At 37.3% G+C, this 11,408-nt stretch carries 14 protein-coding genes; 13 read left to right on the forward strand and 1 reads right to left on the reverse strand.

What is annotated here, in order from left to right; translation table 11 throughout:
• The first annotated feature begins 99 nt into the window (after nucleotides 1-99).
• Genes ABD930_RS08875 through ABD930_RS08935 form a run of 13 tightly spaced genes read left to right on the forward strand, consistent with a single transcriptional unit; the run spans nucleotide 100 to nucleotide 10,840 of the window.
• The gene (locus ABD930_RS08875) at nucleotides 100-732 is read left to right on the forward strand and encodes an SMP-30/gluconolactonase/LRE family protein (protein WP_345231365.1); all 633 of its coding nucleotides are present in this window, start codon (nucleotides 100-102) and stop codon (nucleotides 730-732) included.
• A 42-nt stretch (nucleotides 733-774) separates the two neighbouring features.
• Nucleotides 775-1,710 carry an NADP-dependent oxidoreductase gene (locus ABD930_RS08880; RefSeq protein WP_345231366.1) on the forward strand — a complete coding sequence of 312 codons (936 nt, stop codon included), beginning with the start codon at nucleotides 775-777 and terminating at the stop codon, nucleotides 1,708-1,710.
• 16 nt (nucleotides 1,711-1,726) lie between these two features.
• Nucleotides 1,727-2,863, forward strand: coding sequence for an L-dopachrome tautomerase-related protein (locus tag ABD930_RS08885; protein WP_089765055.1), 1,137 nt, complete (start codon nucleotides 1,727-1,729; stop codon nucleotides 2,861-2,863).
• A gap of 3 nt (nucleotides 2,864-2,866) precedes the next feature.
• Entirely contained in the window at nucleotides 2,867-3,430 is a 564-nt protein-coding gene (gene rclC, locus ABD930_RS08890) for a reactive chlorine resistance membrane protein RclC (protein WP_089765057.1), read from the forward strand.
• Complete coding sequence (locus ABD930_RS08895; protein ID WP_345231367.1) at nucleotides 3,427-3,747, forward strand: hypothetical protein; 321 nt, start codon at nucleotides 3,427-3,429, stop codon at nucleotides 3,745-3,747. Before rclC ends, ABD930_RS08895 begins: the two co-directional genes overlap by 4 nt.
• The gene (locus tag ABD930_RS08900; protein WP_345231368.1) at nucleotides 3,710-4,654 is read left to right on the forward strand and encodes an FAD:protein FMN transferase; all 945 of its coding nucleotides are present in this window, start codon (nucleotides 3,710-3,712) and stop codon (nucleotides 4,652-4,654) included. Before ABD930_RS08895 ends, ABD930_RS08900 begins: the two co-directional genes overlap by 38 nt.
• A 15-nt stretch (nucleotides 4,655-4,669) precedes the next feature.
• The gene (locus ABD930_RS08905) at nucleotides 4,670-5,911 is read left to right on the forward strand and encodes an RnfABCDGE type electron transport complex subunit C (protein ID WP_345231369.1); all 1,242 of its coding nucleotides are present in this window, start codon (nucleotides 4,670-4,672) and stop codon (nucleotides 5,909-5,911) included.
• Nucleotides 5,908-6,996: an RnfABCDGE type electron transport complex subunit D gene (locus ABD930_RS08910; RefSeq protein ID WP_345231370.1), complete on the forward strand. Its 1,089-nt coding sequence runs from the start codon at nucleotides 5,908-5,910 to the stop codon at nucleotides 6,994-6,996. The genes ABD930_RS08905 and ABD930_RS08910 overlap by 4 nt, the downstream gene beginning before the upstream one ends.
• A gap of 10 nt (nucleotides 6,997-7,006) precedes the next feature.
• The gene (locus tag ABD930_RS08915) at nucleotides 7,007-7,654 is read left to right on the forward strand and encodes a nitroreductase family protein (protein WP_345231371.1); all 648 of its coding nucleotides are present in this window, start codon (nucleotides 7,007-7,009) and stop codon (nucleotides 7,652-7,654) included.
• A 1-nt stretch (nucleotide 7,655) separates the two neighbouring features.
• Nucleotides 7,656-8,462 carry an acetolactate decarboxylase gene (locus ABD930_RS08920; RefSeq protein WP_345231372.1) on the forward strand — a complete coding sequence of 269 codons (807 nt, stop codon included), beginning with the start codon at nucleotides 7,656-7,658 and terminating at the stop codon, nucleotides 8,460-8,462.
• 25 nt (nucleotides 8,463-8,487) lie between these two features.
• Nucleotides 8,488-8,985 (forward strand): hypothetical protein, encoded by a 498-nt coding sequence (locus ABD930_RS08925; RefSeq protein ID WP_345231373.1) that lies wholly within the window; start codon nucleotides 8,488-8,490, stop codon nucleotides 8,983-8,985.
• Nucleotides 8,986-8,989: 4 nt separating this feature from the next.
• Nucleotides 8,990-10,000 (forward strand): YhdH/YhfP family quinone oxidoreductase, encoded by a 1,011-nt coding sequence (locus ABD930_RS08930; RefSeq protein WP_345231374.1) that lies wholly within the window; start codon nucleotides 8,990-8,992, stop codon nucleotides 9,998-10,000.
• A gap of 15 nt (nucleotides 10,001-10,015) precedes the next feature.
• Complete coding sequence (locus tag ABD930_RS08935; protein WP_345231375.1) at nucleotides 10,016-10,840, forward strand: RteC domain-containing protein; 825 nt, start codon at nucleotides 10,016-10,018, stop codon at nucleotides 10,838-10,840.
• A 12-nt stretch (nucleotides 10,841-10,852) separates the two neighbouring features.
• Here ABD930_RS08935 and ABD930_RS08940 read toward each other — a convergent pair.
• Nucleotides 10,853-11,408: hypothetical protein (locus ABD930_RS08940; protein WP_425571120.1), on the reverse strand; the 556-nt coding region annotated here is incomplete at its 5' end.

The following is an 11,408-nucleotide window of genomic DNA, read 5'->3' on the forward strand; positions in this document are numbered from 1 at the left end:
TTTCAGACATGACCATGCTATCGACATTAAACAGAAAAACAGCGATCAAGTGAAACCAAGCATGTTTTGTAAGAACATTGGGAATTTAACCGGACAACAATGATTGATGATCTAAGAATTTCGAGAAACATCATTTATCTGACAGATGCGGGAGAACCGGCTTTAATTATTTTGGATAAAACGACAGGTAAAGGAAGAAGAGTTTTAGAAAATCAACCTTCAACCACGGATAATTTACCCATAAAAGCGGAAGGGAAAATCATGAAAGATGAAAAAAGAAATGAAGTGAGAATCCACGCAGACCAATTGGAAATTTCTCCCGATGGGAAATGGCTTTACTTTCAGCCTGCAAGCGGTCCGCTTTGGAGAGTGGAAACGCAATATCTGAATGATGAAAATATATCTGAAAAAGATCTGGCATCGAAAGTAGAATTATTCTATAAAACCCCATCAACAGGAGGAACAGCCATCGATGCAGACGGAAATATTTATGTAAGCGATGTCAATAAAAGCGAAATCATTAAAATATCACCAGAAGGAAAAGAAAGTCTGGTCATTAAAGACAAAAGATTGCTTTGGGCAGACGCTTTATGGATTGATGACAACGGCTATCTATGGATTCCCACAGGTCAGCTCAACCGTTTGGCGGCATTTCAAAACGGAAAAAGCAAAGTGGAACTTCCCGTTGTGATTTACAAGTTGAAAATCAATGCAAAACCTCTAAATAACTAAGTAAAAAGATCAAACATCATATATAACATTTAAAAAAAAATTATGAAAGCAATCATATTAAAAGAAGCAGGAAGCGTAGAAAATTTAGAATATGTGGAATTGGCGAGACCTGCCATTAACGAAGGTGAAGTATTGATAAAAGTAAAAGCTATCAGTATTAATCCTGTAGACACAAAAAGCCGTTCTGGAAAAGGCGTTTATGGAAGAATAAAAACAGAAAATCCATTGATTTTGGGTTGGGATATTTCCGGGATCGTGGAAGAAACTAAAAGTTCAGATTTTAAAATAGGCGATGAAGTTTTCGGAATGGTTAATTTTCCCGGACACGGAAAAGCGTATGCAGAATTTGTAGCGGTTCCAGCCAATCAACTGGCATTAAAACCAAAAAATATCTCTTTTGAAGATGCTGCAGCTTCCACTTTGGTTGCGCTTACGGCGTATCAGGCTTTGGTTCACAATGCGAATATTCAGGAAGGGCAAAACGTTTTGGTTCACGCCGCATCAGGTGGAGTTGGGCATATCGCGGTACAGATTGCCAAACATTTGGGAGCGAAAGTAACGGGAACTTCTTCCGCTAAAAACAAAGATTTTGTCTTGGGCCTAGGTGCAGATTCACATATCGACTATCACGGTTTCGACTGGAAATCAGCGGGCAGAACTTTTGATTTTGTGTTGGATACGATTGGAGGAGATAATATCGACCATTCTCTTGAAGTGACCAAAGAAGGTGGTTCTATCATCAGTATTCCGACAGGATTGAATGAAGAGGTCACTTCAAAGGCAAACTCTAAAGGAGTGAAAGGTTATTTCATTCTAGTACAATCCAGCGGTGAGGATATGAAACAGATTGCTTCTTTCTTGGAAAGTGGTGCTGTAAAACCTCATGTTTCAAAGGTTTTTCCTTTCGAACAAATGAGAGAAGCTCATTTGGAGCAGGAAACGGGCAGAACGGTGGGTAAAATAGTGATAACGCTTTAAATCAAAATTTAAAATTATGAAATTGACATATTTAACGGCTATTGCAATGTTGGTCACATTGTTTACAGCTTGCAATAATAATTCATCAACCAAAGCCGATGCTCAAGAAAACACAATTGAGCAGGTTGCTGAACAAAAGCCAATTTTAGAAGAAGTTTTTGCAGACAGTACTTATCAATTAACAGGTGTTGCTGTAGCAAAAGACAACCGAGTTTTTGTGAATTATCCTTATTGGCTGGATTCGCATTCCTATTCAGTGGTTGAGGTGAAAGATGGAAAACCAGTTCCTTATCCCGATGCTGAATGGAATAGCTTTAAAAAAGGTGAAGATGGCCAAAATAAATTTGTATGCGTTCAAGCAGTGGTGACTGATGACAAAGGATTTCTTTGGGTGGTAGATGCAGCAGGAATCGGGCTTGGAAAAGTATACCAGCACAGCAGTAAAGTGGTTAAAATAAATTTAGCCACTAATAAAATCGAGAAAATATACAGATTTCCAGAAAATGTAGTACGAGAAGATGTTTACATCAACGATATCCGGGTGGATAATGAAAATGGTTTTGCTTACTTAAGCAATTCAAATACAGGTGGAATCATTGTTTTGAATATTAACACAGGAGAATCAAGATTGGTTTTAGCCAATTCCCCTTCTGTAAAATCTGACCCGAATTATCATTTTTCTCCATTGGGGACGGAGCTTAAAAAAGGTGACGGTTCTTCACTTAAAGTGAATTCAGATGGTATTGCGCTCACTCCCGATAATCAATATGTGTACTACAAGCCGCTTACAGATAACCGTTTGTATAGAATTAAAACCGATTTGTTGAGAGATTTTAAGACAACTGAGACTGTTTTAAACAAAAGTGTAGAAGATTTAGGAAAATTCGTCACAACGGACGGAATGATCTTCGACAAAAAAGGGAATCTATATTTTGGAGATTTGGAGCAGAATTCAATCGTAAAAATTACTCCGGATTTGAAAATGCAGACGATTGTAAAGGATGATGAACAACTGATCTGGCCAGACAGTTACAGCATTTCTGAAGATGGATATTTATACATTTCCAATTCGCAAATTCAGTTGATGCCTTGGTTTCACGAGGGGGTAGTGCAGTTTAAAAAGCCGTTTAAAGTGTTGAGAATTAAAATTTAAACGATGAAAAGCATTATCCAAATTCTAGCTGACAGCCAAAAGGTTTTTATCAATTTCACCAGGATAGCCATTTTCATTGTGATGGCTTGGATTGGTGGCTTGAAAGCCTTCCAATATGAAGCAGACGGCATCGTTCCCTTTGTAGCCAACAGTCCCGTAATGAGCTTTTTCTATAATCATCCTGAAGAATACAAAGCGCATAAAAACAAAGAAGGCGAAGTAGTGCCCCAAAATATCGAATGGCATACAGAAAACGGAACATACATATTCTCCTACGGATTGGGAACTATTATCGTTATTATCGGTTTACTAACACTGCTGGGAATCTGGTTTCCAAAAATAGGTTTACTGGGCGGTTTACTCACTTTCGGGATGTCTCTGGTTACACTTTCCTTTCTGATTACAACTCCTGAAGCCTATGTGCCTAATTTGGGAGGTGCCGAGCACGGATTTCCCTATCTGTCGGGTGCAGGCAGATTGGTTATAAAGGATATTATAATGCTGGCGGGCGGACTGGTTGTTGCATCGGATGCAGCGAAGAGAATTTTAAAAAATCAGGGCTTATGAAATCAAAACTGAAAGGTTTATTCCTTTTTATCATCGCAACCTTCCTGCTTGGTCTTAGCAGGAAGGATTTGCTGTATGGATGGATTGATGATTGGTATATGCGAAAGAAGATAGCAGAAACCAAGTCGCAAAATCCGAATGAACTGCGTTTTGAAACGCAAAAATTAGATTATGATAGCCTTCAAAAAAGTTTCAAAAATCCAAACTTGTATTTTGAAGTCGTGAGGCTGGGCCATATAGATTTTAATAGTTATAAAAGAAATGTAAAAAAGGTAGAAGATGGAGATATTGCAGAAAACGCATCAGAGAGCAACTAAACAATACCTTACTGAAACCAGGTTTGTTTTTTATTGCCATATCAAGATTAAAATACCTCTTCAACCCGGAGCGGAAACTTTGATTGATCAATGTTTTGAGTTATTAAAAAGCATTGATGAACAATATAATTCATACAGTCAAGGCTCTTACTTTGATAGAATAAATAAAAATGCAGGAAACTGGGTAGAGGTTGATGAAACCACTATTTGGCTGTTAAATGAGCTTGATAAAATGAAGTCAATTTCCAATGGAATATACAATGTAGCTGTAATGCCATTATTACGACTTTGGGGATTTTATCAAAATAGAAGTTGCAGCCTGCCGTCTTTCGATCAAATAGCTCTGCTCACAGAACAACTTAAAGGTAATGTGGTATCTATAAAGGATAATCAGGTAAAACTTACGAGAGGAAACGAATTGATTACAGGTTCTTTTATTAAGGCTTATGCGGTTGATCAGGTAGTTGCTTTTCTGAAGGCGAAAGGCGTTACAGATGCTCTTATTAATGCGGGAGGAAGTACGATTTATGCGATGAATGACCAAGGGCATCCATATTGGAAAATTAATATTCCTCATCCAACTTTAGAAGATGGCTCTTGGTTTCAAATCCACCTGAGCAATGAATGCCTTTCCTTATCTGGACGAAAAAGCAGTTTTATAACTATCGATGATAAGCAGTATAGTCATATTATCAATGTTGCAACAGGTTGGCCTTCATTAAACTATCAAGCAGTAACGCTCACCTCTTCTGCTTTTTACGGAGATGTAATATCTACTGTCCTCATGGCGAATGATACAGATAAAAAAGTAAATGAAAATTTGAAACAAGCATTCAAAGATAAGCTGAAGTATTATGTAATTAATGATGCAATGCCTGCTGGAATTCCTGTATTTATCGAATGCTAAAAATGGTACAAGCCTATGTTACATATACCCGATAAAAAGAATCTTTACAAAGATGTAGAAATTGAAACTTTTTCTCCCTCTAAAATATTACACCTACCACTTTCAGCATTTGGTGGCGAGTTGGAGGTAATAGTTCAGAAAGGCGATCGTGTTTTAAAACACCAAAAGTTAGCACAAAAAGAAGGCATTTTCGGAGGTAATATTCACGCACCAGTTTCAGGATATATTGGTGAGCTAATCATCATAAATGGTGAGCCATTCCTTGAGCTTTTCAATGATTTTTTGGATGAAGAGGTCGATGCAAAAAATAGTTTACCAACTCAAATTTCAGATTTCATACAGCTACTTCAGGATAATGGTATTGAAGGAAGTGGTGGTGCCCGATTTCCTACAGCGGCAAAGTATAATGTGAACGAAGGTCAAATCGACACGCTTATTATTAACGGCGCAGAATGCGAGCCCTATCTCTCAGCTGACTATGCATTAATGAAAAGCTATGCCAACGAAATTTCGCAAACACTCCATTTTATACAGCACCTTTACAAGATACAAACGATTATTCTCGGTATTGAGCGAATGCACAAATCATTAAAACCTCTACTGGAAAAAGCGTTCAAGCATTTTAATGTCGAGGGAAAAATAAAACTATTACCTGATTTCTATCCGCAGGGAGGTGAATTACAACTGATAAAGTCTACAACAGGAAAAGAACTAAAAAAAGGGACTATTCCTTCCAAAGAGGGAATCCTGGTAAGTAATGTTGCTACTGTTATCGCAATGTACAACGCAGTATTTAAAGGAATTCCATACGTACGGCGTATAGTAACCTTATATGATGAGCACACTAATAGTGGAAAAAATTACTGGATACCATTAGGAACTACAATTGCTGAAATTTCAGCATCATTTTTCCCCGAAACAAGTTTGCCATTTTCAATGATTATAGGTGGTCCGATGATGGGAAAGCTTGTAAAAGATGAAAAAACTTCTGTCCATAAAGGCAGTGGGGGCCTGATTAGATTGAAGAAAAAAACGAATAAAACCGAAAGCTGTATTGGATGTGGTTATTGCGTCGAAGTGTGTCCCCAGAACCTTTTACCAATGGAATTTTCAAGAAATGTTGAACGAAGAGATGCAAATAGCCTTAAGAGATTTCATCTCAACGATTGCATAGAATGCGGTGCCTGTGCGTATATCTGCCCATCCAATATACCGTTAGTGCAAGATATTAAAACCGGAAAAACAATGTTAGTATGAAGGTATCTCCATTTATAACAGCCAAAACAAATATACAAGCTGTGATGCTGGACGTAATTATAGCACTTGTTCCTTTAGCTGCTGTCGCTATTTATGCTTTTGGTACAAGAGCTACTACAGTTTTAGGATATAGTTTACTATCCTGCGTCATTACTGATTTACTGTTTGGCTACTTGTTTTTGAACAGAAGAAAATGGCTTCCAGATGGTGCTGCTGTCATTACAGCTTTGTTGTTGGCTTTTACTTTATCGCCTTTAACACCTTGGTATCTTGTTGTTTTTGGAGGTATTTTGGCAATTTTATTTGGAAAGATTTTATGGGGAGGTTTGGGTAAAAACATATTCAACCCAGCGTTAGTAGGGCGAGAATTTATGACTGCTTTTTTTCCTGCCATTATGAGCGACGGTGTTTTATGGAATACAAAACTATTTGTAGAAAGTACCAATGCGGGCATACGCACTCTTACCGATAATCCTCAATTGAGGGAACTGCTAAGTACTTTAATATACAACCCTTCGGGAGCATTGGGCGAATATTCTTTGTTGGCACTCGCACTTGGTGGAATATATCTGCTGTTGCGAAGTAGGATAAGTTGGCACATTCCTGTGGTTTTCCTTTTCAGTTTGATGCTGATACAAAATATCTTACCTATCGAAGGAAGTGCCAATTTTTCTTTAGGTGGTCTCCTATTGGGAGCCATCTTTATGGCAACAGATATGCCTACAAGTCCAACTCAGGCCAAGGCAAAAATATATTTCGGAGCAATGCTAGGTGTTGTAGTGGCAGTAATGTTGTCTAGTGGTATCAATAATGTGTATTTGTCTTACGGCATTTTGCTAATGAATGCATTTTCTGCACAAATAAACTCCTTGTTTATGCCAACTGCCTGGGGACATAAACCCGACAGAGGGTTTATAAAATGGGAAACTATTGCAAAGCAAACACTAATTATCTTGTTAGCCTGCTTTGCTATCATTAGTTTGCGTAAGGCCAATCTTATCCATTACCTGATTTATCTCTTTGCCTTGTATACCATTTTAAAATTTTATTATCACCATCAATTTAAAACAAATGAATTATTTTAAATATATAGCTATGCGACATTTATTCTCACTCATTATTTTACTGATTACCCTTCAATCTTGTCAAGATGAAGTGGTTACCAAAACCTACACTGGCGATAGCCAAAAGGCAATTCTTGATAACATGATTACCCGAAGAGCGATCCGGAAATTTACACCACAAAATGTGAGCAATGCACAAATTGATACCATTATGAAGTACGCCATTTACGCTCCCTCTTCGTTAAACAAACAGCCTTGGCAAATTAGGGTCGTTAAAAATGAACAATGGCTAACGGAACTGAACAATAGATTTTTGAAATACGCCGAAGGGAAAACTTTTCAAGGGAGTGCTGCTAATTACAAAGAACCAGGATTTAGTATTTTTCATCATGCACCAGTATTCATTGTGATTGCCAGGGATAAAAATAATCCCGTGAGCAGTCTGGACTGCGGTATCATTTTGCAAAATATACTTTTGGCAGCTCACGCTACAGGACTTGGAACCTGCCCACTTGGAACTGTAGTGCCCGTAATGAACCGGGAAGAAAATAAAGATTTGCTTGCTGCCTTGAATATTCCTGAAGATTATGAAGTAGCCATCAACATCGCCTTAGGCTATCCCGCAGAAAATCCACCCGTTAAAGAACGATATACTGACAAAATTAAAATCATTGAATAATATGAACACAAAAATCAACAAATTAGTAATGCCGGTTGCGGGAATTATTTCATTGCTATCTTGCAGTAACCCTTCGGATAAAACGGTAAGCACTGTTGATGCCAATCACGATAAAGTTTGGCATTATTCCATCATTGACGCCATGAGACGAGGCATTTATGAAGGCACACACACGGTGGAAGAGCTTAAGAACCACGGCGATTTCGGGCTGGGAACATTTAACCATCTCAATGGAGAACTTATAGCTTTGGATGGTGTGATCTATAGAATCCCACCATCAGGATTGGTAGAAGTGGCAGCCGATACGTTGAAATCCCCATTTACTTCTTTAAGTTTTTTCAAAGCAGAGCAAAAGAAAAGCATCCGTTTTTCAGGAAACTTTGAAGAGTTGCAGAAGCAAATTTTAGCAATGCTTCCCTCAAAAAATTTACCGTATGCAATAAAGGTAGAAGGCATATGGAACGAGATTACAGTTGGTGGTGCAGATCCTATCCCTGCAACAGATACAACCGCATTGGCGACCCTAATGGAAACACGACCTCAATATAATGCCAAAATGTTAAAAGGAACAATGGTGGGCTATTTTACCCCTTCCGTAATGAGCAATATCGACTTGTCACCATTTCATTTTCATTTTATTTCTCAAGATAAAAAGTTTGCAGGCCACTTGATGACCGGTGTCTTAAAGGATGCTGAAGTCCTGATATCAGTGGATGAAAAAACCGGATACGATGTGGAGTTACTTAACCAAAATCAGCGTTTTAAATCGCTTGAATTTCAAAACAGAAATGGTGCGGCAACCTATTAATTTTAAAATCAATTAATTATACAACATGTTAGATCTCATCTATCAATATTATACGGCAGAAAAATCTGCAGCAGAATATACCATACCCGTGGGGATTGTATTCGTTGTAATCGGTTTTCTTTTTTGGCAATTTTTATCAGAAAATCAAATTTCAAAAGGTTTGGGGCTAGGTTTAATGATTGCAGGTGTGTTGATTATAAGCATATTACTTGCAAATCGACAATATAATATAAAAATGATAGACGGCCTCAGCAACAGAAAGCTGGAACAGACTGAACAATTAAAACAAACTGAAATCAACAGGATGGAGAAAGTAATGAACGTTTCTTTTAAATATGCCTTCATTTCATTTTTTGTATTGATCATTTTGTTGACAGGGGCGATGTTATTCTCACGCAGTTATTATTGGAAAGGGATGAGTCTTGCTTTTCTTCTTTTTGTACTGGTATTGGCCATTGCCGACACATATAACTCCAAGAGAAATCAAGAATATCTACAAACACTTGAACAACTAAAAAAATAATGATATGACAACAAGATATTTAGCCTTTGAGGTGAAAGAAGAAGATAATGTATTTACCTCAGCAATCGTGGAGAAAGAAATTGAAGGAGTTCCAGATGGATATGTATTGATAAAAGTTGAATACAGTTCACTTAATTATAAAGACGCCTTATCTGCGAAAGGAAATAAAGGAGTAACCCGAGAATACCCACACGTTCCAGGAGTAGATGCAGCAGGAACAGTATCATCTTCTAACTCTAAACTTTGGAAAACCGGTGATTCGGTAATTGTCACAGGTTTTGATTTGGGAATGAATACCAACGGCGGATTTGGTCAATATATTATTGTGCCTGAAAATTGGGTTATAAAATTACCAGAAGGTCTTTCTGCCAAAGAAGCTATGATCTACGGGACAGCAGGTTTTACCGCAGGTCTTTCGGTGCAGGCACTACTTCGCAATGGCATCACACCTAAAAAAGGAATCGTTGCTGTAAGCGGAGCAACAGGCGGAGTTGGTTCTGTGGCGGTTGCTATTTTATCGAAATTGGGATTTCAGGTTGCATCAATCAGTTCAAAGGAAGAAGCAATTCCTTTTTTGAAATCCTTGGGGGCATCAGAAATTATTTCAAGACAGGATTTTGAAGACAAAAGTGGTAAAGCATTGCTTAAACCTCGATTTGCTGCCGCTATTGATACTGTGGGTGGAAACATTTTGGCGACATTAATTAAAAGCCTTTCCTATGATGGTGTTGTTACGACTTGCGGAATGGTAAACGGTGGGGAATTGAACACAACCGTTTTCCCCTTTATTCTTAAAGGCGTTCAATTAATTGGAATCGACAGTGTTGAAATTCCACTGGAAAAAAGGCTTCCGGTATGGGAAAGTTTGGGTGGAGATTGGAAGCCCCAACAGCTTAATGATTTACCAAAAGAAATAAGCCTTAATGAACTGCCTGAATATATCGAAACAATATATAACGGTAAAATGCGAGGGAGAGCTGTTTTAAATTTAACAACTATAACAAAAGTTAAATAATGAAAAGTAGTGCATATGAAGAACTTTTATGCTGAAAAGTTAGAGCAGCTAGATAATGAGTTGGATAAATTGTTTAGAGAGTTTAATTGCCAAATTTTATTATCTGAAGCTGCTATAAACGTTATATTAAAATATCTGTCGGAAATTAAAATCCACACCTTAGAAAATGGATTTAAAAATCTTCAGGAAGAAATTAATTTTTTCAAGCACCAAAAACCCGTTATTGTTTCAAAACTTATCTACTATAATGCCATTTATAAAATTGAAACAAAAAAGCCATACGGGACTAAGTGCATAAGGAAATATTTTACCAAAGAACTAAAAAAACTAAAAAGGTTTTTTGATAATAATCTTGATTTCTACAAATATTATAGAAGCCATAATTCATTTCTTGACGAGAATTTTTTTGTACGTGAAAAACATGATATAAGACTGTGGTTAGACACATTTTATTTTGAGGCAGATCATCGATTTTCTACTTCTCACGATTATAAAGTTGCTAAAATAATAGCCAATGACCTTATACAGGTTTACATTGAAGATCAACTCAATAGTATAACCAAGCAAAGAAAAAGCGAGAGTTCAATGTTGACGTGGACAGCTAGTAAAACTGATTTAACTGAGCTTATTTACGCTCTCCATGCCCAAGGTGTATTTGAGAACGGCAAGTCAGATATAAAATTAATTGTGCAAAGCTTTGAAAGTTTCTGCAATATCGATCTCGGTGATTTCTACCGTACTTATCTAGAATTGAAAAACAGGAAACTTAATCGGACGAAATTTTTGGATACCATTCATGAAAGTCTTTTAAAAAAGATGGATGAACAAGATGAGAGGTAACTATTTTCAAAATCACAATCGTATGGACGATCGCTCTTTATTTGTCGATTTATCAATAATTGCTTTTGGTGCATCTTCGGAAGGTTCAGGAGTGATTGACAACTGTATTTTTCGCTCCACAGAAGCCAACTCCGTTTTGAGTTCGCTCAACCGCATCTCCTTACACCAAGTACCGTTTACTACTTCATGAAGAATAGGCAGATCTTTTTGTATTTCAGCAATTTTCTTTTGTTCTTGTTCAATGTAAACTGGTAGTTTTTCCAATGCGTTGAGAAAATTCATTGATGCCAATTTTTCATCTTTGGCTATAATACCGTTATTGTAGGTGTATTTAATATTTCCCTCTCCCTGAATCAGAAAACGGTTTACCCGAATATCCACACCGTCTTTTTGCGACATTTCCGTTTTTACTAAAAGTTGAAAACCGTAAAGGCTTCCGATTTCTTCATAACCCCCACCTGTAGTATCCGCCCTACCAATTACATATTGCGATCGGTTGATTAGTGATTTAGCTTTGTTATAAAAAAACAGAGCGATGGAAAAAACAGAAAGAATGCTTGCGCTGGTC

This window comes from Olivibacter ginsenosidimutans, assembly GCF_039542865.1.
In the GTDB taxonomy this organism is placed as follows: domain Bacteria; phylum Bacteroidota; class Bacteroidia; order Sphingobacteriales; family Sphingobacteriaceae; genus Olivibacter; species Olivibacter ginsenosidimutans.

Coding starts and splice junctions, on each gene's coding strand:
- rclC (WP_089765057.1), top strand. CDS start 2,867: ATGAAAAGCATTATCCAAATTCTAGCTGACAGCCAAAAGGTTTTTATC.
- ABD930_RS08885 (WP_089765055.1), top strand. CDS start 1,727: ATGAAATTGACATATTTAACGGCTATTGCAATGTTGGTCACATTGTTT.
- ABD930_RS08880 (WP_345231366.1), top strand. CDS start 775: ATGAAAGCAATCATATTAAAAGAAGCAGGAAGCGTAGAAAATTTAGAA.
- ABD930_RS08910 (WP_345231370.1), top strand. CDS start 5,908: ATGAAGGTATCTCCATTTATAACAGCCAAAACAAATATACAAGCTGTG.
- ABD930_RS08900 (WP_345231368.1), top strand. CDS start 3,710: ATGGAGATATTGCAGAAAACGCATCAGAGAGCAACTAAACAATACCTT.
- ABD930_RS08930 (WP_345231374.1), top strand. CDS start 8,990: ATGACAACAAGATATTTAGCCTTTGAGGTGAAAGAAGAAGATAATGTA.
- ABD930_RS08895 (WP_345231367.1), top strand. CDS start 3,427: ATGAAATCAAAACTGAAAGGTTTATTCCTTTTTATCATCGCAACCTTC.
- ABD930_RS08915 (WP_345231371.1), top strand. CDS start 7,007: ATGCGACATTTATTCTCACTCATTATTTTACTGATTACCCTTCAATCT.
- ABD930_RS08905 (WP_345231369.1), top strand. CDS start 4,670: ATGTTACATATACCCGATAAAAAGAATCTTTACAAAGATGTAGAAATT.
- ABD930_RS08920 (WP_345231372.1), top strand. CDS start 7,656: ATGAACACAAAAATCAACAAATTAGTAATGCCGGTTGCGGGAATTATT.
- ABD930_RS08925 (WP_345231373.1), top strand. CDS start 8,488: ATGTTAGATCTCATCTATCAATATTATACGGCAGAAAAATCTGCAGCA.
- ABD930_RS08935 (WP_345231375.1), top strand. CDS start 10,016: ATGAAGAACTTTTATGCTGAAAAGTTAGAGCAGCTAGATAATGAGTTG.
- ABD930_RS08875 (WP_345231365.1), top strand. CDS start 100: ATGATTGATGATCTAAGAATTTCGAGAAACATCATTTATCTGACAGAT.